The 21,915-nt window shown below is 64.4% G+C and carries 21 protein-coding genes; 8 read left to right on the forward strand and 13 right to left on the reverse strand.

The window, feature by feature from the left end; genetic code table 11:
* Positions 1 to 84: 84 nt before the first annotated feature.
* The 3 genes from AC630_RS26025 to AC630_RS26035 all read left to right on the forward strand — a co-directional run bounded on the left by AC630_RS26025 (position 85) and on the right by AC630_RS26035 (position 3,463).
* Positions 85 to 1,797 (forward strand): caspase family protein, encoded by a 1,713-nt coding sequence (locus tag AC630_RS26025; RefSeq protein WP_074121261.1) that lies wholly within the window; start codon positions 85 to 87, stop codon positions 1,795 to 1,797.
* A 243-nt stretch (positions 1,798 to 2,040) separates the two neighbouring features.
* Positions 2,041 to 2,331 carry a hypothetical protein gene (locus AC630_RS47235; protein WP_245330518.1) on the forward strand — a complete coding sequence of 97 codons (291 nt, stop codon included), beginning with the start codon at positions 2,041 to 2,043 and terminating at the stop codon, positions 2,329 to 2,331.
* 16 nt (positions 2,332 to 2,347) lie between these two features.
* Positions 2,348 to 3,463, forward strand: a complete 1,116-nt coding sequence (locus AC630_RS26035; RefSeq protein ID WP_167561285.1) for an acyltransferase family protein — start codon at positions 2,348 to 2,350, stop codon at positions 3,461 to 3,463.
* Between the two features lie 57 nt (positions 3,464 to 3,520).
* Here the strand turns inward: AC630_RS26035 and AC630_RS26040 are convergent, their stop codons facing one another.
* The 6 genes from AC630_RS26040 to AC630_RS26065 form a co-directional block, all read right to left on the reverse strand.
* Complete coding sequence (locus AC630_RS26040; RefSeq protein WP_074121264.1) at positions 3,521 to 4,639, reverse strand: cobalamin-independent methionine synthase II family protein; 1,119 nt, start codon at positions 4,637 to 4,639, stop codon at positions 3,521 to 3,523.
* Between the two features lie 19 nt (positions 4,640 to 4,658).
* Positions 4,659 to 5,375, reverse strand: a complete 717-nt coding sequence (locus tag AC630_RS26045) for an ABC transporter ATP-binding protein (protein ID WP_074121265.1) — start codon at positions 5,373 to 5,375, stop codon at positions 4,659 to 4,661.
* Positions 5,368 to 6,123, reverse strand: a complete 756-nt coding sequence (locus AC630_RS26050) for an ABC transporter ATP-binding protein (protein ID WP_074121266.1) — start codon at positions 6,121 to 6,123, stop codon at positions 5,368 to 5,370. The genes AC630_RS26045 and AC630_RS26050 overlap by 8 nt, the downstream gene beginning before the upstream one ends.
* On the reverse strand, positions 6,120 to 7,148 hold the full coding sequence (locus tag AC630_RS26055; protein ID WP_074121267.1) for a branched-chain amino acid ABC transporter permease: 1,029 nt from the start codon (positions 7,146 to 7,148) through the stop codon (positions 6,120 to 6,122). The genes AC630_RS26050 and AC630_RS26055 overlap by 4 nt, the downstream gene beginning before the upstream one ends.
* A gap of 8 nt (positions 7,149 to 7,156) precedes the next feature.
* On the reverse strand, positions 7,157 to 8,026 hold the full coding sequence (locus AC630_RS26060) for a branched-chain amino acid ABC transporter permease (RefSeq protein ID WP_074121294.1): 870 nt from the start codon (positions 8,024 to 8,026) through the stop codon (positions 7,157 to 7,159).
* A gap of 134 nt (positions 8,027 to 8,160) precedes the next feature.
* Positions 8,161 to 9,339 (reverse strand): ABC transporter substrate-binding protein, encoded by a 1,179-nt coding sequence (locus AC630_RS26065; RefSeq protein WP_074121268.1) that lies wholly within the window; start codon positions 9,337 to 9,339, stop codon positions 8,161 to 8,163.
* A 528-nt stretch (positions 9,340 to 9,867) separates the two neighbouring features.
* Here AC630_RS26065 and AC630_RS26070 point away from each other — a divergent pair.
* Positions 9,868 to 10,152, forward strand: a complete 285-nt coding sequence (locus AC630_RS26070) for a hypothetical protein (protein ID WP_074121269.1) — start codon at positions 9,868 to 9,870, stop codon at positions 10,150 to 10,152.
* 38 nt (positions 10,153 to 10,190) lie between these two features.
* Here AC630_RS26070 and purU read toward each other — a convergent pair whose 3' ends face one another.
* On the reverse strand, positions 10,191 to 11,054 hold the full coding sequence (gene purU, locus AC630_RS26075) for a formyltetrahydrofolate deformylase (protein ID WP_074121270.1): 864 nt from the start codon (positions 11,052 to 11,054) through the stop codon (positions 10,191 to 10,193).
* 141 nt (positions 11,055 to 11,195) lie between these two features.
* Between purU and AC630_RS26080 the strand changes: the two genes are divergently transcribed.
* Positions 11,196 to 12,029 (forward strand): uroporphyrinogen-III synthase, encoded by an 834-nt coding sequence (locus AC630_RS26080; protein ID WP_074121271.1) that lies wholly within the window; start codon positions 11,196 to 11,198, stop codon positions 12,027 to 12,029.
* Between the two features lie 21 nt (positions 12,030 to 12,050).
* Here the strand turns inward: AC630_RS26080 and AC630_RS26085 are convergent, their stop codons facing one another.
* Both AC630_RS26085 and AC630_RS26090 read right to left on the reverse strand, forming a co-directional pair.
* Positions 12,051 to 12,731, reverse strand: coding sequence for a redoxin domain-containing protein (locus tag AC630_RS26085; protein WP_074121272.1), 681 nt, complete (start codon positions 12,729 to 12,731; stop codon positions 12,051 to 12,053).
* Positions 12,732 to 12,752: 21 nt separating this feature from the next.
* A complete protein-coding gene (locus AC630_RS26090; RefSeq protein WP_074121273.1) occupies positions 12,753 to 16,082 on the reverse strand; it encodes an adenylate/guanylate cyclase domain-containing protein in 3,330 nt (1,109 codons plus the stop codon).
* Positions 16,083 to 16,330: 248 nt separating this feature from the next.
* Between AC630_RS26090 and AC630_RS26095 the strand changes: the two genes are divergently transcribed.
* Positions 16,331 to 17,593: an MFS transporter gene (locus tag AC630_RS26095; RefSeq protein ID WP_074121274.1), complete on the forward strand. Its 1,263-nt coding sequence runs from the start codon at positions 16,331 to 16,333 to the stop codon at positions 17,591 to 17,593.
* Here the strand turns inward: AC630_RS26095 and AC630_RS26100 are convergent.
* The 4 genes from AC630_RS26100 to AC630_RS26115 all read right to left on the reverse strand — a co-directional run bounded on the left by AC630_RS26100 (position 17,580) and on the right by AC630_RS26115 (position 19,718).
* A complete protein-coding gene (locus tag AC630_RS26100; protein ID WP_083636401.1) occupies positions 17,580 to 18,020 on the reverse strand; it encodes a DoxX family protein in 441 nt (146 codons plus the stop codon). The two genes, AC630_RS26095 and AC630_RS26100, sit on opposite strands and share 14 nt — an antisense overlap.
* Positions 18,021 to 18,030: 10 nt before the next feature.
* On the reverse strand, positions 18,031 to 18,249 hold the full coding sequence (locus AC630_RS26105) for a DUF4287 domain-containing protein (protein WP_074121276.1): 219 nt from the start codon (positions 18,247 to 18,249) through the stop codon (positions 18,031 to 18,033).
* Positions 18,250 to 18,307: 58 nt separating this feature from the next.
* Positions 18,308 to 18,895 carry a helix-turn-helix transcriptional regulator gene (locus tag AC630_RS26110; protein WP_167561286.1) on the reverse strand — a complete coding sequence of 196 codons (588 nt, stop codon included), beginning with the start codon at positions 18,893 to 18,895 and terminating at the stop codon, positions 18,308 to 18,310.
* A gap of 145 nt (positions 18,896 to 19,040) precedes the next feature.
* Positions 19,041 to 19,718, reverse strand: coding sequence for a Crp/Fnr family transcriptional regulator (locus AC630_RS26115; protein ID WP_074121278.1), 678 nt, complete (start codon positions 19,716 to 19,718; stop codon positions 19,041 to 19,043).
* A 337-nt stretch (positions 19,719 to 20,055) separates the two neighbouring features.
* Here AC630_RS26115 and AC630_RS26120 point away from each other — a divergent pair, with 337 nt between their 5' ends.
* Both AC630_RS26120 and AC630_RS26125 read left to right on the forward strand, forming a co-directional pair.
* Positions 20,056 to 20,877, forward strand: coding sequence for an ABC transporter ATP-binding protein (locus tag AC630_RS26120; RefSeq protein WP_074121295.1), 822 nt, complete (start codon positions 20,056 to 20,058; stop codon positions 20,875 to 20,877).
* The coding region (locus AC630_RS26125) for an AMP-binding protein (protein ID WP_143198318.1) at positions 20,874 to 21,915 on the forward strand (1,042 nt) is incomplete at its 3' end. The genes AC630_RS26120 and AC630_RS26125, both read left to right, overlap by 4 nt.

Consider the following 21,915-nt stretch of genomic DNA (forward strand, 5'->3'; position numbering starts at 1 on the left):
CTCCACTTCCAATGACGAGAGCGTGAACCCCGACGCTCCGCCGGGCAACAAACAAGCGCTTCTCCTCTTTACGGAACCAGCGCCATGCGCCGTCTGCTCGCCGCGATCTGCCTGCTCGCCGCAACCCTGTGGTCGGTCCCGGCATACACGCAGGCGCGCAGCCAGCTTGGGCCGCTCTGCACCACCGACACCACGCCAGCGGACAAGATGATCGACGCCTGCAACAAGATCCTTGCGCTGAAGGTGTTCAGGGGAGAGCAGCTCGCGACGATCTACTTCTGGCGCGCGGTCGGGTGGAACAAGAAGGGCGATTACGCGAAGGTCATCGCAGACGCCACGGAAGCGATCCGGCTGCAGCCGAGCCAGGCGGCCTACAATCTCAGGGGATCGGCCTATTACGACAAGGGCGACTACGACATCGCAATCGCCGATTTCGACGATGCGCTGAAGCTCGGGCCGCCGAGCGGCATCATCTTCCACAATCGCGGCAATGCCTGGCGCAGCAAGGGCGACTACGCCAAGGCGATCGCCGACTACGATACCACGATCAAGATGCAGCCGGACTCGGCGTTCTCGTACCAGAACCGCGGCATCGCGAAGAAGGCACTCGGCGACCTCGACGGCGCGCTCGCCGACATCAACCAGGCCATCAGGCTCGACCCGACGCTGCCGCAGCCGCTGATCAGCCGCACTACGATCTGGCGCGCAAAAGGCGATCTCGACCGTGCCATTGCCGATGGCAGCGAAGCGATACGGCTCGCAAAGGAGAAGCCACCCGTCAACATCATGACGCCGCCGAACAGCGTGCTGATCTCGGGCTACATCCATCGTGCGCTGGCCTATGAGGCGAAAGGCGACTACGCGCATGCGAAGGACGACTACAATGCGACGCTCGCGATCGTCGCGTCAGATGCTGGCAGCAAGGCCAACCAGGCCACCGCAAAGGTGCGGCTGTCGCTGCTGACGGACGCAGCCGCGTCGATCCCACGCGATGCACCGTCGCCGACGACGCAGCCGGCATCGGCCGGACAGCCGACGGGCACAGCGCCAGCGCCCTCGCCTGCCCCGGCTACTCCAGGCAAGCACATGGCGCTGGTGATCGGCAACGGCGCCTATGCGCACGTCAAGGCGCTGCCCAACCCACCCAACGACGCGCGCGCCGTCGCGAAGAGCCTGCGCGACATCGGCTTCACCGTGTCGGAAGGTGTCGATCTCAACCGCATCGCGATGAGGAAGGTGACGCGCGACTTCCTGCGCGAGGCGGCGCGGGCGCAAGTTGCGGTGGTCTACTATGCCGGCCACGGCGTCCAGGTCGACGGCCGCAACTATCTCATTCCCGTCGACGTGGAGCTGAAGGCCGGCAGCAGCATGACGGAGGCGATGATCGACATGGATACGATCATGGCCGGTCTCGACGACCAGGTCCGCACCAACATCCTGATCTTCGATGCCTGCCGCAACAATCCGATGGCGCAGCAGGTCGCCTCCGACGGCAGCAATCGCGGGATCGAGGGCGCCCCGGGCCTCGCCGCGCCGGCGAGCCTGGGTGCCGGCGCGACACTGGGCGCAGGCACGCTGATCGCCTTCGCGACCGCACCGGGACAGGTTGCGCTCGACGGCGAAGGCGCCAATTCACCGTTCTCCGCCGCCCTCTCCCGTCATCTCGTCACACCGGGCCTGGAGGTGCAGCAGATGCTGACGCGGGTGCGGGCCGAGGTCGTCTCGAGCACGAAGAACAAGCAAGTGCCGTGGTCGAACTCGTCGCTGCTGGGCGAGGTCTATCTGGCGGAGAAGTGAGGGCGAGCTTGCATCGTCCCTCCAGAGCGCCTAGCCCGATGAGCACCGCCGGGAACAAGCAGTCCCGCATCGCTACCACTCATCCGGTTACGATTGCGGTTCTAGCGAGCGTGCTGACATCCCGCGTCAGCACGCTAAAATTGCAACAGCCGGCGAAATAGTCGAACGCAACCTGAGGCTGCTCTGTCCTACCGCATATCGTTATCCTATAATGCCAGCAACACCAACTCGTTGGTGGACTGATTGCTGGGGGAACTTGTGGGAAAATTCGTTGCCGCTGTCGGCACCGCCCTCTCCGTCATATTCGGACCACAACCTGGCTTCCCGCAAGGTGCACCATCGAGCGAAGCAGCGCTCAAGGCGGAGCCCGCCGCCGCGTTTGCGGTCCATCGGTGGGCAAGATCGCAAGATTACGGCGCGCCACTCCAGACCAAGCGCGAACATGGCAGCGCCTGTCTCGCGCTCGCAGCGCTGCTCGCGGTCATGACCGACGAGATCCACGAGATGCTGGGGCCAATGACGCGGCCGGGTTAGCCGAGGCAATATCGTCATGCCGAAAACGTCGACATTGCCGGAGGCCCAGAAGCTTCTGGGACTGGAGGGGTTGCGCTTCCTTGCAACCGTCGCCGTCCTGTTGTGGCACTATCAGCACTTCGCCTTCGCTGCCGGCCCCCGCGTCAATCTCACCAGAAGCGAGCTGCCGTTCTACCACGCTCTGTTCCCATTCTATGAGGCCGGCGAGTACGGCGTCTGGTTTTTCTGGTGCATCTCGGGCTTCATCTTCTTCTGGAAGTATCGCGCCGTCGTTGCCGATCGCACGATCGACGGCAGAACCTTCTTCGTGTACAGGCTGTCGCGACTCTACCCGCTCCATATCGCGACGTTGCTGCTGGTTGCCGTGCTGCAGCCGATCTATTTCGCGCAGCATGGCTTCTACTTCGTCTATCAGAACAACGATGTCCCGCACTTCGTCGCGCAGCTGTTCATGGCGAGCGACTGGCTGCCGCCACGCAGCGAAAGCTTCAACGGGCCGATCTGGTCGGTCTCGGTCGAGATCCTGGATTATGCGATCTTCTTCCTAGCGCTGCGCTTTGTGACCGCATCCCCGCTGCTCAATCTGGTCGTGATCCTCGCCGCAATCACGTTCGGTACCCAGGTCGGAACCAGCCTGGCTTTCTTCTATGCAGGCGGGCTTGCCGCCATGGCCCGGCAGGCCGTCGCCTTTTCCCAGCATCGACGGATGTTGGAAGCGATGGCCGGGTGTGCCGCCATCGCGATGCCGGCGGCGCTCTGGCTGGCGGACATCGAGCTCGTTCCGGTCGCCGGACCGCTGCTGCTGACCTACGCGCCGATCCTGTTGTTCTGCTGCTCGGGCCAGCTGATCTTGCCGCGACGGATCGAGACATTGCTGGAGGTGGCCGGCAATATGACCTACTCCTGCTATCTCCTGCACTTCCCCATCCAGCTCGTCATCGCACTCGCCTGCGCCGCCATGCAGCGACCGATTCCCTATGGCAATCACCTGTTCTGGGCGGCCTTCGTGCTGCCGACGCTCGTCGCCTCGTACCTCACCTATCGCTGGTTCGAGGCGCCGGCGCAGCGGCTGATCCGCGACACTCTGCTGCACAAAAAAGAAGCGGGGCGGACAAGTCCGGCCCCGCTCTGATGTCGCCGATCTTGCAGCTCTGATGCCTCGCTTACGCGATGCCCCGGCTGCGCCGGATCACTGCCCCCACACTTCCTTGGCGATCTCGACCGCGAGGCTGAGCTTGGCCCATTGCTCTTCCTCGGAGAGGATATTGCCCTCTTCCGTCGAAGCAAAACCGCACTGCGGAGACAGCGCGAGCTGCTCCAGAGGCGCGAATTTTGAGGCCTCCTCCAGACGGCGCTTGATGTCGTCCTTCTTCTCGAGCTCGCCGAACTTCGAGGTGATGACGCCGACCACGACGACCTTGTTGCCCTTGGGCAGGAAGCGCAGCGGCTCGAAGCCTCCGGCGCGGTCGCTGTCGTATTCGAGGAAGTAGCCATCGTAGTTCGTACCGGCGAGCATGGTCTCGGCGACTGGCTCGTAGCCGCCCGAGGAGATCCAGGTCGAACGGAAATTGCCGCGGCAGACGTGGGTCGTCACCACCATGTCGGCGGGCTTCTCGGCCAGCGCGTAGTTGATGATGCGCGCGTAGATCTGCTGGAGGCCGTCCGGATTGTCGCCGCGCTCGCGCGCCTTCTGCAATTCGTCCTGCGAGCAGAGATAGGCCCATACGGTGTCGTCAAATTGGAGATAGCGGCAGCCGGCGTCGTAGAACGCCTTGACGGCCTTGCGGTAGGTCTTGCCGAGGTCCTCGTAGAAGGCGTCGAGATCGGGATAGACGTCCTTGGAGATCGACTTGCGGCCGCCGCGGAAGTGCAGCACCGCGGGCGACGGGATCGTCATCTTGGCGGTGACGTGGGCCTGGTCCGCGCACTTCTTCAGGAAACGAAAGTGATCCAGCATCGGATGGTCGTCGGGGAAGTCGAGCTTGCCGATCACGCGCACGGCGTCGTGACGGGTCTGCACGCCCGTGAACTGGATGCCGGTGTCGGGGTGAAACATCTCGCAGCCGGTGAGCTTGGCCAGGAAGTCGAAATGCCACCAGGAGCGGCGGAACTCGCCGTCCGTCGCGAGCTTCAGGCCGACTGAGGCCTGCTTGTGCACGACCTTCTCGATCTCCATGTCCTCGATCTTGCGCAGATCGTCGGCCGAGATCTCGCCCTTCTCGAGCCTGGCGCGGGCTTCCTTGATCTTGGCGGGGCGCAGGAGGCTGCCGACCTCGTCGGCGCGGAAGGGGGCTTTGGTTCGCTGCATTTTTTTACTCCCGGGATTTCTAGTGGGCGGCCGCTCCGGCGACGCCGAGGTGACGCTCCAGGACCGATGGGTCGGCCTTCAGCGCGGCGCTCGGGGCGTCGTGGACGATCGTTCCGCGCTCCAATATCACAACGCGGTCGGCGAGCCCCAGAATCTTTTGGGCATTCTGCTCGACGATGATCGAGCAGATGCCGCCGGCCCGGGTGATGGCGCCGATCGCCTTCAGAAGCTCCTCGACGATGATGGGGGCAAGGCCCTCGGTCGGCTCGTCCAGCAGCAAGACCTTCGGGTTGAGGGTCAGCGCACGGCCGATCGCCAGCATCTGCTGCTCGCCGCCGGAGAGCTGGTTGCCGAAATTGCTCCGCCGCTCCTTCAGGCGCGGGAACATCTCGTAGACCTTCTCGACGGTCCAGGGGCCGGGCTGTGCCACCGCGGTCATGTTCTCTTCCACCGTCAGCGAGCGGAAGATGTTGCGCTCCTGCGGCACCCAGCCGATGCCGGCGCGTGCCCGCTGGTCGGGCCGCAAACTCGTGACGTCCGTGCCGGCGAGCGCGACGGTGCCGGAGAAGCGGCGGGTGACGCCGACGATGGAGTTGATCAGCGTCGTCTTGCCGGTGCCGTTGCGCCCGAGCAGCGCCAGCACCTGCCCCTCGGCGAGGCGCAGGGACATGTTGGGCAGCACCACCGCCTCGCCATAGCCGGCGCGAAGGGAGTCGATCGCGAGCAGGTCAGACATTGACCGCCTCCTCGCCGAGATAGACCGCCTTGACCTGCGGGTCGCGCGCGACCTGGTCGGGCGGGCCTTCGGTGAGCAGCGCGCCCGATACCAGCACCGAGATGCGGTCGGCGAAGGAGAAGACGAGGTCCATGTCGTGCTCGATCAGCAGCACGGTGACGTCGCGCGGCAGCGCGCCGACGACCGCCAGAATGTCGTGGCGCTCGCTCTCGGGCACGCCGGCGGCCGGCTCGTCGAGCAGCAGCACGCGCGGCCTGGCCGCGATCGCAACCGCGATCTCGAGCAGCCGCTGCTTGCCATAAGGCAGCGTCACGGTCTGCTCGTTCATGACGTCGAGCAGATGGAAGCGCGTCAGGAGATCAGCGATCTCGTCATTGACGTCGCTGCGCGTGCCCATTCGACGCCACCAGTCGCCGCCATGGCCGAGGCGTTCGGAGACGGCAAGGCCGATGGTCTCGAGCGGCGTCAGGTCGGGATAGAGCTGGTTGATCTGGAACGTGCGCGAGAGGCCGCGCAGCACGCGCTTGTGCACCGGCAGGTCGGTGATGTCCTGGCCTTCGAGCAGGATGCGGCCCGAGTTCGGCTTGAGCACGCCGGTGAGCTGATTGATCACCGTGGTCTTGCCGGCACCGTTCGGGCCGATCAAGGCATGGCGGGCACCCTGCTCGATCCTCAGGGACAGATCGCGGGTGACGCGCAGGCCGCCGAACGTCTTTTCGAGATTCCGGGTTTCGAGCGCGATGGTCATGCGTCGCTCTCCGGCACGGCGACGACGGCCCTGCGCCCAGCCACCTGCTTGATGACCAGGTTAGGCACATACAGCACCCATCGGTGCAGGCGCTGACGGCCGACCAGCACGATTACGACCAGCACGAGGCCGATCCAGAACTGCCAATATTGCGGGGTGATGGTGGAGAACAATTCCTGGAGCATGCGGAAGATCACGGCGCCGATCAGCCCGCCATAGAGATAGCCGGTGCCGCCGATGACGAGCACCAGCATCAGGTCGGCCGAGCGCTCGAAGGCGAACACGTCCAGCGAGGCAATCGCGGTGGTCTGCGTGAACAGCGCGCCTGCGATGCCGGCATAGAACGCCGCGAGCGTATAGATCGCGATCAGGCGGCGGTTGACGGGGATGCCGATGGCCGCCGCACGCAGCGGATTGTTCTTGATCGCCCGCAGCGACAGGCCGAACGGCGAGTGCACGACACGGCGGGCGAACAGGAACAGCAAGAACAGTACGGCGAGCGAATAGAAGAAACCGGCCTTGCCGAACATGTCGAACGGGATCTGGCCGAAGATCGGCTGCATCTCGATGCCCTGCAGGCCGTCGGTGCCGCCGGTGATATTGGAGAAGCGTTCGGCGAGTGCTTCCAGCAGCAGCGCGATGCCGAGCGTGACCATAAGCCGTGTCAGGTCGACGCCACGGATCACCAGGAAGCTGGTGGCAAAACCGAGCACCATCGCGGCGAGCCCTGCAACGACAAGCGCGAGCACGGGCTCGTTGATGATGCCGTGAAGCGCAAGAAGCCCCGCCGCATAGGCGCCGACGCCGAAGAAGGCGGCGTGGCCGAGCGAGACGATTCCGGCATAGCCGAGGATGAGATCGAGCGACATCGCAAACAGCGCAAGCCGCAGGATGTCCGTCATGATCAGATAGCGCGTGGGAAACAGGAAGCCGCAGGCCAGCACGATGAGCCAGAAGGCGACTTCGCCATAGTGCCAGCGCGCCTGGCGCTGGGCGTGATAACCGACGTCGGAAGAAGCGTTCATCGGCGAACTCAACGCGCTGCCGCCCGGCCGAACAGGCCATTCGGGCGCCAGATCAGGATCACGATCATCATGGTGTAGATCACGAAGGGGCCCATCTTCGGCACGTAATATTTGCCGGCGACGTCGCCGATACCGAGCAGGAGCGAGGCCAGGAACGGGCCGGTGATCGAGGAGGAACCGCCGACGGTGACCACGATCAGGAAGTAGATCATGAACTTCAGCGGGAAATAGGGATCGAGGCCAAGGATCTCCGCGCTCAGCGCGCCGCCGAGGCCGGCGAGCCCGCATCCAAACGCGAACGTGAAGGCGAACACCTGCGGCACGTTGATGCCGAGGCCGCTCGCAGCGCGCGGATCGTCAACGGCCGCGCGCAACCGGCTGCCGAAGCGGGTCTTGGCCAGCACCATCTGGAGACCGATGGTGAGCAGGCCGCAGATTACGATGATCATCAGCCGGTAGCGGCCGATGCCGACGCCGAATACGTCGAACTGGCCCTGGAGCGCGGCGGGCAGATTGATGAAGACCCGCGACGAGCCCTGGATGTAGTCGACGGCGGCGACCGACATGAACGTCAGACCGATGGTGAACAGCACCTGATCGAGATGGCTACGCGCGTAGAGGTGCCGATACAGCGTGCGCTCGAGCGCGATCCCGATCGCGGCGGCCGAGACGAAGGCGAGCGGCAGCGCGGCGAAGAACGGCCAGCCCATGCGGTTGACCAGCACCATGCAGACATAGCCGCCGGCCATGGCGAAGGCGCCGTGGGCGAGATTGACGAAGTTCATCAGGCCGAGCGTGACCGCAAGCCCGCAGGCGAGCACGAACAGCAGCATGCCGTAGGCAACGCCATCGAACAGGTTGGTGAGGATTGCGGTCATCGAAAGCAGGTGAACCTTGGTAAACACTCGTCATTCCGGGGCAGCGCGCAGCGCTGAACCCGGAATCTTGCTTCAACAACGTCGATATCCCCGATGCGCGCTACGCGCGCCTCGGGATGACGCGCTTTCGCGCGTCACTTCTTGGTCTTGCCGAGGTCCTTGACGGCGTCGAAGGTCGCGAACTCGACGTTGTAGAGCTCGCCGTCGACCTTCTCGACCTTGCGGATGTAGATGTTCTGCACGATGTCGCGGGTCTCCGGGTCGATCGAGATCGGGCCGCGCGGGCTCTCCCACTTCTGGCCCTTCATGGCCTCGATCAGCTTGGTGCCGTCGGTGTCGCCATTGGTCTTCTTCAGCGCCTCGTAGATCAGGTGGATGCCGTCATAGCCGCCCACGGCCATGAAGCCCGGACGGCTGTTGAAGGCCTTTTTGTAGGCGGCGACGAAATCCTTGTTCATCTGCGAGGGATGCGCCACGGAATAGAGATGCGCGGTCACGGTGCCCAGGACGGCGTCGCCCATGTTGTTGAGCAGATCGTCGTCGGTGACGTCGCCCGGTCCGATCACCTTGATGCCGGCCTTGTCGAGGCCGCGCTCGGCATACTGCTTCATGAAGTTGCCGCCCTGGCCTGCCGGCACGAACACGAAGATCGCGTCGGGCTTGGCATCCTTCATGCGCTGCAGGAACGGCGCGAAGTCCGGATTGGCGAGCGGTACCTTGACCTCTTCGACCACCTCGCCGCCGCCGGCGGTGAAGTGCTCCTTGAAGAAGTTCAGCGCGTCATTGCCCGGTGCGTAGTCGGAGGTCAGCGTCGCGACCTTCTTGATGCCGTTCTTCACCGCCCAGTCGCCGATGATGGTCGAGGACTGCGCCAGCGTGAAGCTGGTGCGCACGATGTAGGGCGAACGCTCGGTGATGATGGAGGTGCCGGCCGCCATCACGACTTCCGGAATCTTGGCCTGCGTTGCCAGCGGCGCGGCGGCGAGGGCTGCCGGCGTCACGCCGAAGCCGGCGATGAAATTGACCTTGTCGTTGACGATCAGCTCCTGCGCGGCGGTCTTGGTCTTATCCGGAATCGCCGCGTCATCCTTGAGGATGATCTCGACCTTCTTGCCGGCGACGGTGTCACCCTTCTGCTGCATGTAGAGCTTGATCGCGTTCTCGATCTGCTTGCCGGTCGAGGCCTGGCCGCCGGTCATCGGCAGAATCAAGCCGACCTTGACGGTATCCTCGGCCTTGGCAGGCGCGCCGGCCACGAGGCCCGCGATGGCGGCGACGACGGCCGCCCGAGAAAACTGTTTACGTTCGAACATCAGATGTCCCTCCCCTTCATTCCTGACCTCTTTGTGCACCGGACCGAGTGCCCGATCCTTGCCTCAGTTTAGCTCACGCATGAGCGAAATCGCGCGCCACATGGCGTCCTTCGCGCCCTCATTGTCAATCGGACGTTTGGTGACCATTCGGCGCAAGCCGAGCGTTCCGATTGCCGATGGCGGGGAGCGGTGTCGCGGTTACGTCGGGGTAACCCGTGCCCTCCGATCTTGGCCGCTTCTATTTGTACGATTGTACAAATAGAATGGACCTGTCAACGAAAAAGCCCCTCCGCTGACCAAGCCAATTTGTCGCGAGCCTCCTGTCGCAGTCTAGAAACGCGCTCGACCGCGTGGATGGAGGATTTCGTCTTTCTTTTGCAGAATTTGTACATCGGCAGGGCCCCAGCCAGCGGCCGCCCGGTAACAAATTACCCATCTCGAATAAGTCTACTTTACCTTGTTGAAGGCTAGTCTCCCAGCGCCAGGCTGATCTGGCGTCCAATGACAGAACTCGCGCGCGCTCACACAATGCCTAAGCCCTTCCGCTCCGTCCTCACCCTCGTTGCGCTCGCCGCGGGGTTGTCTGGCTGCGGCACCGTCAACGAAAAGCTTTCGGCCGGCATGGGGGACTACGTCCCGCAATGGGCCGGCGGCCTTCCGGCCGATGCTCCGCCGCGTCCGGGCACGCCGCAATACGACGCCTACATGAAGGAACGCGAACGCAAGCGGCTGATGCCGGCGGCCGATCGCGAGAAGGAAGAGCAGGCGCAGAAGGGCGCAACCGGCTCAACCTCGGGCGGCCCGGCGCGTTAAGTAAGGCGTATGGCGAATGGAGAGCAACTTACGATTCGCTAATCTACAAACACCACCGTCTTGCGGCCGTTGAGGATGACGCGGTCGTCGAGATGGTAGCGGATCGCGCGCGCGAGCACGCGGCGCTCGATGTCACGGCCCTTGCGAACCAGATCCTCCGGCGTGTCGCGGTGGCTGATGCGCTCGACGTCCTGGTCGATGATCGGGCCCTCGTCGAGGTCGTGGGTGACGTAATGGGCGGTGGCGCCGATCAGCTTCACGCCGCGCTCATGGGCCTGGTGATAGGGCTTTGCGCCCTTGAAGCCCGGCAGGAACGAGTGGTGGATGTTGATGCAGCGCCCCGACAGTTTTGCCGAGAGATCGTCGGACAGGATCTGCATGTAGCGGGCGAGCACGACGAGATCGGTCCCGGTCTTGGCGACGAGATCCAGGATCTGCGCCTCCTGCTCGCGCTTGGTCTCCTTGGTGATCGACAGATGGTGGAATGGGATGCCGCCGAAGTCGAGCCCGTCATAGACCTCTCGCGGATGGTTGGAGACGATCGCGGCAAGCGTCATCGGCAATTCGCCGGTGCGCCAGCGATAGAGGATGTCGACCAGGCAGTGGTCGGACTTCGACACCAGCAGCATCACCTTGCGGTGCGCGGCGCGGTCGCGCATCTGCCACTCCATGCCAAAACGCTCGGCAATCGCGGCAAAGCCGGTCTGCAGCGCCGACAGTTCCACGGCGAGATCGGCCGCGGTGAACACCACCCGCATGAAGAACTTCTTGGTCTCGACGTCGTCGAACTGCTGGGCGTCGAGAATGTTCTGTCCGTTATGGGCCAGGAAGGTCGACACTGCCGAGACGATGCCGGGGCGATCCGGACAGGACAGGGTCAGGACATATTGATGATCGGGCATGGCTCTTGATGAAGGTTTGGGCAAATGATGCGGAACGATCTGCGATTTGCGCCCTGCTCTATCACCGACCTACCCTTGCGCCAATCCCGGGCACAGAGTCAGGATGAACGGACGATTGCGATTTATCACCGGAGCACGCCCATGGCCGATCGCTTGAACGGCTACCGCATCCTGATCCTGGAAACGCGCGAGGAAGCGCAATTTTCAAAGCTGCTCGCCGAGCAAGGCGCCGATGTCGTGCAGTGCCCGATGTTCACCATTCACGATGCGCCCGACCCCGCCCCCGTCGAAGCCTGGATCCGCCGCGCCATCGACAGGCCCTTCGATGACCTCGTGCTGATGACCGGCGAAGGCCTGCGGCGGATCATGAAGCTCGCCGTCGCCCGCGGTCTCGACGGCGAGCTTGTGGCGGCGCTGGCGAAGTCGCGAAAATTCACCCGCGGGCCGAAGCCCGGCAAAGCGCTGCGCGAGGTCGGCCTCGAGGCGCAGCAGACCACGGAGAAGCCGACCACCGAGGGCGTGATCGAGATGCTGGGCAAGCTCGACCTCAAGGGACGGCGCCTCGGCCTCCAGCTCTATCCGGACAAGGACCACTTCGCGCTGACCGCCGCGCTTGTCGCGCAGGGGGCCGAGGTCGATACCGTGCTTCCTTACGTCTACGATTCCAAGGCAGCGGATGCGAACATCGTCACCGCCATCAACGACATGGCCGAGGGACGCATCGATTCCATCGCGCTGACCAATCTCGGCCAGGTCCGCCGCCTGATCGGGGCCGCGAAGGCGCATGGCAGCGAGGCGAAGCTGCGCACCGGCTTCGAACGAACGCTGATCGCCTCGGTGGGGCCGGCAGTCTCGGGTGAGCTCGCCGCGCACGGCCTGCGCACAGACGTCTCGCCGGTGGATGACGCCTATTTCATGCGTCCGCTGATCTCGGCGATGGCGGCAGCGCTCGCCGAGAAGCGGCCTAAGGGTTAACCGACCGCCGGGCGCCGGTGCCTAGCTTGCCACCTGCGAGGCGGCCGACATCAGCTCCTGCGGACTCGGCGCTCCGAACATGCGCTGGCCGCCGCCAGGAACCTCAGTAAACGTCCAGCGGACGATCCCCTCCCGATCGAGCAGGAACTGGCCGAACAGCTGGCCGGTGCCGGTCGCCGCCATGCGCTGATCGGCTTCGGTCATCTCGTAGCCGTCCTTGTTGTTGAGGTACTCGGCGGCCGCCGGCCGGTTCATCGGGGCCGGCAATACGCCAGGCATCTCGACTTGCATGGTCATGACCACGTCCATGCCCACCTTGCGCGGCCACTCGGTCTCGTTCTCCGTGAACTCGACGTTGGGCAGGCCGAATGCGCGGTGCGAGACCCGATCGGGGTCGGACGCGGCGAGCAAGTTGGGCAATGGATGATAGCGGAAGTAAAGCCGCGCCCGGTCGATCGGCGTGTTGACGATCGTGAGACTTTCGATGCCCTTCCCGCGCAGGGCTCCGTCAAGCTGCGCCTGCGCCGCGATATGGCGCCGGCAGAACGGGCAATGCAGGCCACGAAACAAGCCGACCAGTATCGGACTATGCCCGCGATAGTCATCGAGCGCGATCTTTCCTTCGCGTGTGATGGCGTCCAGCACGACGTTCGGTGCGCGATCGCCCGGCTGAAGCGGTCCATCGACGTGACGATCTGACATGATTGACCTCCCTCAAATTGGCTAGTCAAGAAATGGCAGTACGATCAGCCCTGCGGGATCGAGCCCGTGCCGGGCGCAGACATCATCGGCCAGCGCAAAATACCGCTCGGCCTCGGGCATATCGCCTCGATCAAGGTTCAGTGTCGCCAGACCATCATAGCACGGAAACAGCTGCTGCGGCTCGCCGGTCTCGCTCGCCACCGCGATGGCCTCGCTGTAGCAGCGCGCGGCGAGGTCGGGACGGAAATGGCATTGATGGATCTGCCCGAGCACGATCAAGGGCACCGGGAGATGCTCGCGCTGATCGAGCGCACGGTCGATCTCGATCGCCTTCTCCGCAGCCGGCACCCCCTCCTCGGTACATCTGTCCGTGAAGGTGCAACAGGCGACTGCGAAATTGGCGAGGAGGCGCGCCTGGAAGCCGAGATCGCCGATACGATGCGCGACATCGAGCCCGCGCCGGCAAACCTCCATGGCTTCCGCGGGGTCGACGATCGTGTAGAGCACGCCAAGGTTGGTGTAGCCGCGACAGGCCACGTTGAGGAGGCCGGCAGCTTCGGCCGCCGCGACACTTTGCTCCACCTCGCGCACCGCCTCCTGATGTCGTCCAAGCCGCGCCAGGGCAACCCCCTTGGTGTTGAGCGCCTCCGCAATGGCGCGCGCCGCCTCGCGCCCGGCCTGCTCGTCCGCGTCCGCCGGCACGGACCGTGCATAGCCGAGCGCCTCGTCTGCCCATCTCGCGGCGGCGACGTGGTCACCCACGCGAAACGCGAGGCGGCCCCGCTCTTGCTGGAGGTCTGCCCACTCCAAGAGCTGCGCCCACTCGATCGGCGCTTCGGTCCCGCCAAGCCGTTCAGCCGCCTCCGCATAGTTCGCCTCTGCCTTGATGCGCTTGCCGGCGTCCCACAACAATCGGCCGATCTTGCGAAGAATTCGCGCTTCGCCGATGCGGTCCTCTGCCGTGCGGTGCCCCTCCAGCGCGCTCTGGTAATGCTCCTCGGCCGTACTGCGGCGGCCGGCCACGCGACAGAGGTCCGCGATCCGCTCGTACAGGACGAGGCGCTCCGGCTCCCGTTCATCGCCGGCCGACAGCACGGCGAGGGATTGCTGGTAGAAGCGGATGGCATCGTCATTGGCATAGCTCGCGCGTGCGCGATCGCCGGCCATGCGCAGATAGCGCGCACCTTTCGGCTTGCTCGCGCTCAGGCTGAAATGATGTCCGAGCAGGATGAGATCCTCGAGCCGCTCGGGCTCGTTGCCATAGAGCCGCTCGAGCGCGGCACCGATCCGTCCATGGAGCTCGATCCGGCGCCGCAGAAGCAGGTTCTGGTAGATCACGTCCTGAAGCATGGTTTGCGTGAAGCGGTAGGTCCGCAGCGAAATCGAGTTCGAGCCCGCGACCTCCTCGACGATCTCGGCATCGCACAGAAGCTCGAGCCCGGCTTCGACCCTCGCCCGCCCGGCTGTCGCCGCACCCAGAACAGCCGCATCGAATCGCGGTCCGATCACCGCGGCCTCCTGGGCCAGGTGGCGCACCTCGTGCGGCAACCGGTCCAGGCGTGCCAGCAACAGCGCCTGGATGCTCGCCGGGATATCGGCGGCGGCCTCATCCGACTTGATCCACCACTGCGCGCCGTCACGCTCGAGGGCGCCGGCTTCGATCAGGCCGCGGATGATTTCCTCGAGGAAAAGCGGATTACCGCTCGCGCGCTCGAGGATTCGACTGAACAGAGGTCCCGGCGGCTCACGCCAGCCGTGATTGAAATAGGCCGCGAGCAGCCTTTGCCCGTCGGCGTCGCCAAGCGGAGGCAGCCGCAGGGTTGTGTGACTGATGCGACTTGAACCGAACTGGTCCAGCTCCAGCATCGGCCGGTGTGTAAACAGCAGCATCAGCCGCGTCCGTTCCAGCCGGTCCATCAGGAACCGCAATGCTTCGAGAGACACCGCATCGGCCCAATGCAGATCCTCGACGATGATCAGCAGCGGCGACAAGGCCAGGCGGCGTTCGAAGGCGGTGCGTATCGCGAAAAATATCTGCCGACGCAGCTGTTCAGGTTCGACATGCCTGAGCTCGGCGTCGCGGTCGCCGAGGCCTAGAACGTGCAAGTAGAGGGGCATCAGGCGATCGGCCTCCTCGGCCGCGAGGCCAAGCTCCGACAGCGCGTCCGCAACTTTGGCCCCTGCCTCTGCGGCGCTGGCCTTCTGTGCGATGCCGTAGGCGCTGCGCAGCACGGCGGCGAGCGTGCCGTAGGATTGTTCGCCGAGCGGTGAGCAGACTGCCTGCCGGATCGCCACGCCTGCGAAGCGATCCTCATCGCCGACGCGGGCGACGAATTCGTTGACCAGGCGTGTTTTCCCGATGCCGGCTTCGCCGACCAGCCGCACCAGTTGAGCCGCGCCGCCGCACGCGCGATCGAGACTGGCGATCAGACGGGCAAGCTCGGCGTCGCGCCCGATCAGCGGCGCATCGAGGCCCAGCGTATCGAGGCCTCGTGCCGCACGGGGCGTGTCCAACGGTCCCTTCAGGCGATGGACCAGAACGCTGCCCATCTTGCCCTTGAGCGAAACCTCGCCAAGCGAGTCATAGGAGAACGCGTGCCGCGTCAGACGGTGGGTCAAAGGCCCGACCAGCACTTCGCCCGGAGATGCCATCGACTGCAGTCGCTGGGCGGTATTCACCGTGTCGCCGGTCACCGAATAGGATTTGGCAACGCCCACACCCAGCCCACCGGCAACGACGTGCCCGGTATTGATGCCGACATGGAGCACGAGCGGTGCACCGGCATAGGCCTTCGCGCGTTCACTGAGGCGCGCGGTCCGGCTGATCATGTCGAGGGCAGCGCGGACCGCTCGCTCCGGGTCGTCCTCGTGCGCGGCCGGCGCACCGAACAGAGCAAACAGCGCATCGCCAATGAACTTGTCCACGAAGCCGCCAAAGCTCTGCACCGCGGCCGTCAGCTCCTCGAACAATTCGTTCTGAAGCGACTGCATGACCTCGGGGTCGAGCCGCTCGCTCATCGCGGTGAAGCCGCTGAGGTCGGCAAATAGCACGGTGATGGTCCGCCGGTTTGCCTCGCTATCGATTTTGTCCGGCTGCGGTCGCGATGCCTGTTGAACCTCGACCGTCGGCGCGAGCGGTGGCGAGGAAGACCTGATCGGAATTGTTAGCGGGCTCGCCTGCCCGCCGCCTTTGGGGGCCTCGCCGACGAGGGCGCCGCATTTCGGGCAATATGCGAAATCCGGTGCGCATAGAAAGCCGCAGCCAGGGCACGCGCTCGGCTGCTTCGTCCCGCACTTCGGGCAGAAGGCAAAGCCGCTCTGAACCTCAGAACCGCAACCCGAGCACGTCATGGCCCAAAACCTCGCGGAAGCCGCGATGGCGCGATCTGCTGGCCTCTACGGAGTGGGCCAGGATGCAAGCCAGAATGGGCTCGGCGCGGCGGAAGAGCAAGCGGCGGCTGCGCACCAAGCCGCAAGCAGATGCCACATGTCGGCATGCGATAGCGTCAATTGACACAGGCATCATCACCGCTACTCTGCCGAACAGAAGACAAAGAAGAATAAGGGCAGGGAATCGCCGTGAAACCCGTCATCGCATCTTGACCACGACCGCGCGGCCTTCGGCGCTCGCACCATTTCGCATCCGCAACTATCGCTTCCAGTGGCCGTCCGATCTGCTGACCTCCTGGGCGTTCGAGGTCGAGACGCTGGTGCTCGGCTGGTACATCATGGTCGAAACCGGCTCGGTGCTGCTGCTCACCATCATGGCGTCGCTGCAATATGTCGGAACGCTGATTGCGCCGGTGCTCGGGATGGTCGGCGACCGCATGGGTCACCGCGACCTCCTGATCGTGATGCGCCTTGCCTATACGGTGCTGTCGTCGACCATCATGGTGCTGGCGCTGACCCACCATCTGGCGCCGCTCAACGTCATGATCATCGTCGCGAGCATGGGCCTGATCCGCCCGTCCGATCTCGGCGTGCGCGGCGCGCTGCTTGCCGACATCATGCCCCCCGGGCAGCTGGTGGGCGCCATCAGCCTGGCGCGCACGACCCAGGACAGCGCACGCATTGCCGGCGCGTTGACCGGCGCGGGCCTGTTCGCCCTGCTCGGCATCGGCCTCGTCTATGCCGCGATCACCGGCTTCTATCTCGTCGCCGCGATCTTGATGTTCTGCCTGACCCGGCCGGAGAAATCGGTCACCACGACGGACCTGCCCGCGAACAGCCACGCGGTCTCGCGATTGCTGGGCGACCTGAAGGAAGGCATCGTCTACGCCTGGAACGGCCCCGGGATGCGCGCGGCGCTTTGCGTCGCCTTCCTGGCCAACCTCACGGCCTTTCCAATCACCAACGGATTGCTGCCCTTTGTCGCGCGCGACATCTTCCACACCGACCAGACCGGTCTCGGCTACCTCTCGGCGAGCTTTGCCGTGGGCTCGCTGACCGGCTCCATCACGCTCAGCCTCGTCAGCGGGGTGCGCATCGCCCGGCTCCTGATCGGCGCGACGCTGGCCTGGTATGCGATGCTGCTGGTGTTCGTGGAAATCCGGACCATGCCGGTCGCGATGGCCTGCCTCGTGCTCACCGGCATTGCACAGAGCATGTCGATGATCGCGGCGGCCGTGATCCTGATGCGCACGGCAAGCGCCCATCTGCGCGGTCGCGTCATGGGCGTGCGGATGATGGTGATCTACGGCCTGCCGCTCGGATTGCTCGCCGCCGGCAGCCTGATCGACCTGATCGGCTATTCCGCAATGGGCTCGGTCTATGCGGTCTCGGGCATCATCGCGATGCTGGCGATTGCCGTGCGCTGGCGCGAAGATCTGTGGCCGGCGCGCGCCCCGGCTAATGCGGGATGACGGGACAGGCGCCAGCACGCTCCTCAGTCCGTCGGGCAGATGGAGACCTCAGCGGCAGCAGCGCTGCCAGCCTGGTGTCGCGCAGATAGAGACCGCCCCATGCAAGAACGGCCAGATACACGCCGAACAACATATGGGTGAAGAGCGGGTTGCCAACCCGGAGGTGAACAGCAACGGTGCCGCCCATGTAGGCGGTCAGTAGGATCGCGCCGAGCATAGCAGTCCGAGGGAAAGCATAGAGCGCGGTACAGACCAGAGCCACAGCGCCCAACGCGCGCACCAGTTCGGCTGAAGGGGGATAGCCGAGCTCGGCTGTCGCCTTGATGACAACATCCAGTGGGACGAGTTTCATCCCGGCATCGAACAGCATGAAGGCAATGACGAGCCCGCTCATCACATAGCCGGCCACTCGTCTCGACTTGTTCATCGGCGTCACCCTACTTCTTTCCACCCTTGAGAAGGGCGACGATCGCCATTGCATGGCCATGGCCCAGGCCAAACTCGTCCTTGAGTGCGGCGACGATGGCGCCCGCCTTTATCCCGGCCGCCAATCCCGTCGCGGTCGAAAAGCCCCTGTCCTTCCCCCATTTGCGAAACTGGTCCGGGCTTTTGCCGGTCTTAGCCTGAATATTGTCGAGATAAGCCTGAAAGGTCACGGCAGCCCCCGGGGTTGGCTGCCACCACCTGGGCGGGAGCCAGCCAAGAGTATCGCGGTCAGGACGTCGTTGTCTTGTACGAAAACGACAATTGCGGCCGCTCGCGTGCGAGGCGCGCGGGGGTCATGCCGATCAGTTGCCTGACCGAGCGGGTCAGGTGGGCCTGGTCGAAATAGCCAGCGTCGGATGTCGCCTCGAGCACGGAGCTCCCGTTCACCAGCAAATCTGCAGCGCGACGCGCACGCTGAATTTGCTGATAGCTGCTGAACGTCATGCCCGTGACACGGCGAAAATGTCGCTGAACCGAACGCTGGCTCATCCAGTCGACATCGCCGTCAACCGCCGCATCGGTTGCTTGGCTGCGTGCAATGACGCCCGCGCGCGCAAGGCGAGCGACGAGATGCTCGGCATTGTCGTAGCTCGGAATTTCCCAGCTCAGATCCGAAAACAGAAAACGGCCGTTGGGGAGCACCGGCAATTGTACATCGTGACGGTCGATCAAGACGGTCGTCGGTATCTTCGGAAGGTAGGTTCCCAGTCGAAAACGTATGGCAAGCCATTCGCCATTCGGCGGACATTCAACGAGCGCCCCGCGGGTCACCGGCCCTCTGAGATTCACCGCCAAAAACTCCGGCAGCCTGGTCACAACGAGCTCGATATTTCCCTCAGCCATCGACAGGAACGAGCCACCGCTCCGGCTCCGGCTGCGCCATACGCGCTCGACGTAAGGCGAGTCCGATCCGCGATGGTCAAATTCTATGAGCACAGAATGATCCGGAGAGCCCAGTTCATCATTCTTCCCCGTAGTTCCTGAGCCGCTCAATATCGAGGATCGTCACACCGCCATATTCCAGCCGCAGCAACCCCTCCTTCTCCAGCCGGTTCAGCGCGCGGTTGGCGTTCTGGCGGGACATGCCGGAAAGCGCGCCGATCTCCTCCTGGGTGATGTCCAGATGCGCGGTCGATTCCGGGTAGAGGATCGGGTTGAACAGCGAGGCGATGCTGCGGGCGAGACGGGCGGTGGCATCGAGCGTGCGGTTGACCTCGAGCATGCCGATGAACTGGGCGAGCCGCTCGTTGAGCTGGCGCACCAGGAAGCGGTTGAAGCCGACGCTGTTCTCGAACAGCCACATGAAGGCGCCGCGCTCCATCAGCGCGACGCGGCTGTTGCGGAGCGCGACCACGTCATAGCGGCGCGGCTCGTTCTTGAGCACGCTACCCTCGCCGAACCAGGCGCCTGCCGTCAGCCCGGCCAGGCTCGTCTCCTTGCCGTCGCGCGAGACCCCGCCCATCCGGGCAAGGCCAGAGACCATGCCGGCCCAATAGTCGAATGTGTCACCGCGCATGAACACGGTCTCACCGGTGCCGTAGGATCGCTCCGTGATTCCGGCGCGAGCGACCTCGATCTCCGCTTCCGTGAGCTCGCGCGACCAGGCAGCAACGCGCTTCAGATGATCCTCTGAAATCATGATCCCGAAGCCAGCCGCACCGTTTCGTCACTCCGCTTCCATGTTGCATTGCAGCATCACCATTTCGACCGCCATCCGACGAAAGACGAAGGTCGCTGCCACCCGAAAAACTTTGTCGCAGAATTGTCAGGCGGGAGACATTTCAAAATAGCGCTTTCCCCTATTGAGAGCCACCTCGGGCGATGCGGCTTTTGATCCCAAACGGGACGAGAGTGGCGCGGCTCCGGTCGAGACCATTAGCTGCATGGCCTCACCGGCACGACCGTACTAGGATCGCCCGACAGGAACGGACAAAGAGCGCCGCTGAACGCGCCGTCACCGGGGAGGGATTTGTTTGGTGGCTACCAGTCTCGAAGTGCGCGGCGTGTCCTTGCGATTCGGCGGCGTCCGTGCGTTGACCGATGTGGGCTTCGCCATCAGGGAGGGCGAGCTGTTCTCGATCATCGGCCCCAACGGAGCCGGCAAGACCTCGATCGTGAATTGTATTTCCGGCCGCTACAAGCCGACGGAAGGCCAGCTCTTCTATCAGGGCCGCGACATCACCGGCCTGACGCCAAATGCGCGCGCCTCGCTCGGCATCGGCCGCACCTTCCAGAACCTGGCATTGTTCCACCACATGAGCGTGCTCGACAACATCATGGTCGGCCGCCATCACCTCCTGAAGAACAATTTCCTCACCGGCTCGCTGTACTGGCTCACCGGCGCGCGCAAGGAAGAACTCGAGCACCGCCGCAAGGTGGAAGAGATCATCGATTTCCTCGACCTCCAGTCGGTGCGCAAAGCGACCGCCGGCACCCTCTCCTACGGCCTGCGCAAGCGCGTGGAGCTCGCCCGCGCCATGGCGCTGGAGCCGCGCCTCATCCTCCTCGACGAGCCGATGGCCGGCATGAACTTCGAGGAGAAGGAGGACATGGCCCGCTACATCGTCGACCTCAATGAGGAGTTCGGGATGACGGTGGTGATGATCGAGCACGACATGGGCGTTGTGATGGACATCTCCCACCGCGTCATGGTGCTGGATTTCGGCCGTAAGATCGCCGAGGGCGATCCGGCGACCGTGCTCGCCGATCCTCACGTCAAGCGCGCCTATCTCGGCGAGGAGGACGAGGCGCTGGTCGATCCGGACGATGCTCCGCCGGCGCAGGAGAGCGCGGCATGATGGATTACGCAGGCCGCGTCGCGCAGGCCGACACCTATCCCAAGATGCTGCGGCTGAACGCGAAAGAGCACGGCAACGAGATCGCATTGCGCGAAAAGGATCTCGGCCTCTGGCGCCCGTTCACCTGGAATGACTACCAGACGCGGGTGCGCGATTTCGCGCTCGGCCTCGTCGAGCTGGGCCTGGGGCGCGGCGACGTCATCGGCATCATCGGCGACAACCGGCCCGACTGGGTCGCGGCGGAAGTGGCGACGCATGCGATCGGGGGCTTGAGCCTCGGGCTCTATCGCGACGTGCTCGACGAAGAAGCCTCCTACCTTCTCAACTATGGCGAAGCCCAACTGGTTTTCGCGGAGGACGAGGAGCAGGTCGACAAGCTGCTTGTGCTCGCCGAGCGCGTGCCGAGGCTGAAGCACATCATTTATACCGACCCGCGCGGGATGCGGAAATATGACGATCCCAGGCTGATGTCGGCGGAGAAATTCGCCGAGCTCGGCCGCGCTCGGGCCGCCCGAGAGCCGGAGCTTTACGATCGCCTCGTGGACGCAACCAAGGGCGAGGATGTCGCCATCCTCTGCACCACCTCAGGCACCACGTCGCACCCGAAGCTTGCCATGCTCGCCGCCGGCCGCGTGCTCGGCCACTGCGCGACCTACCTCGCTTTCGACCCCAAGGGCCCCGACGACGAATACGTCTCAGTGCTGCCGCTGCCCTGGATCATGGAACAAGTCTATGTGCTCGGCAAAGGCCTCTTGTGCCGGATGAAGATCAACTTCGTCGAAGAGCCCGACACCATGATGAACGATCTGCGCGAGATCGCGCCGACGTTCGTGCTGTTCGCACCGCGAGTCTGGGAATCGATCGCGGCCGACGTCCGCGCCAAGGTGATGGACGCGACGCCCTTCAAACAGCGGCTGTTCGATATTGGCATGAAAAGCGGCCTTGCCGCGCTCGAACAGGGCAAGCGCTCCGGCTTCGCCGACGCGATCCTGTTCCGCGCGCTGCGCGACCGGCTCGGCTTCACCCGCCTGCGCTCGG

Source organism: Bradyrhizobium sp. AS23.2, assembly GCF_001908185.1.
Lineage (GTDB): Bacteria > Pseudomonadota > Alphaproteobacteria > Rhizobiales > Xanthobacteraceae > Bradyrhizobium.

Coding starts and splice junctions, on each gene's coding strand:
- AC630_RS26090 (WP_074121273.1), bottom strand. CDS start 16,082: ATGACGTGCTCGGGTTGCGGTTCTGAGGTTCAGAGCGGCTTTGCCTTC.
- AC630_RS26025 (WP_074121261.1), top strand. CDS start 85: ATGCGCCGTCTGCTCGCCGCGATCTGCCTGCTCGCCGCAACCCTGTGG.
- purU (WP_074121270.1), bottom strand. CDS start 11,054: ATGCCCGATCATCAATATGTCCTGACCCTGTCCTGTCCGGATCGCCCC.
- AC630_RS26040 (WP_074121264.1), bottom strand. CDS start 4,639: ATGCAGCGAACCAAAGCCCCCTTCCGCGCCGACGAGGTCGGCAGCCTC.
- AC630_RS26045 (WP_074121265.1), bottom strand. CDS start 5,375: ATGTCTGACCTGCTCGCGATCGACTCCCTTCGCGCCGGCTATGGCGAG.
- AC630_RS26100 (WP_083636401.1), bottom strand. CDS start 18,020: ATGAACAAGTCGAGACGAGTGGCCGGCTATGTGATGAGCGGGCTCGTC.
- AC630_RS26065 (WP_074121268.1), bottom strand. CDS start 9,339: ATGTTCGAACGTAAACAGTTTTCTCGGGCGGCCGTCGTCGCCGCCATC.
- AC630_RS26060 (WP_074121294.1), bottom strand. CDS start 8,026: ATGACCGCAATCCTCACCAACCTGTTCGATGGCGTTGCCTACGGCATG.
- AC630_RS26115 (WP_074121278.1), bottom strand. CDS start 19,718: ATGATTTCAGAGGATCATCTGAAGCGCGTTGCTGCCTGGTCGCGCGAG.
- AC630_RS26050 (WP_074121266.1), bottom strand. CDS start 6,123: ATGACCATCGCGCTCGAAACCCGGAATCTCGAAAAGACGTTCGGCGGC.
- AC630_RS26035 (WP_167561285.1), top strand. CDS start 2,348: ATGCCGAAAACGTCGACATTGCCGGAGGCCCAGAAGCTTCTGGGACTG.
- AC630_RS26070 (WP_074121269.1), top strand. CDS start 9,868: ATGCCTAAGCCCTTCCGCTCCGTCCTCACCCTCGTTGCGCTCGCCGCG.
- AC630_RS26080 (WP_074121271.1), top strand. CDS start 11,196: ATGGCCGATCGCTTGAACGGCTACCGCATCCTGATCCTGGAAACGCGC.
- AC630_RS26055 (WP_074121267.1), bottom strand. CDS start 7,148: ATGAACGCTTCTTCCGACGTCGGTTATCACGCCCAGCGCCAGGCGCGC.
- AC630_RS26085 (WP_074121272.1), bottom strand. CDS start 12,731: ATGTCAGATCGTCACGTCGATGGACCGCTTCAGCCGGGCGATCGCGCA.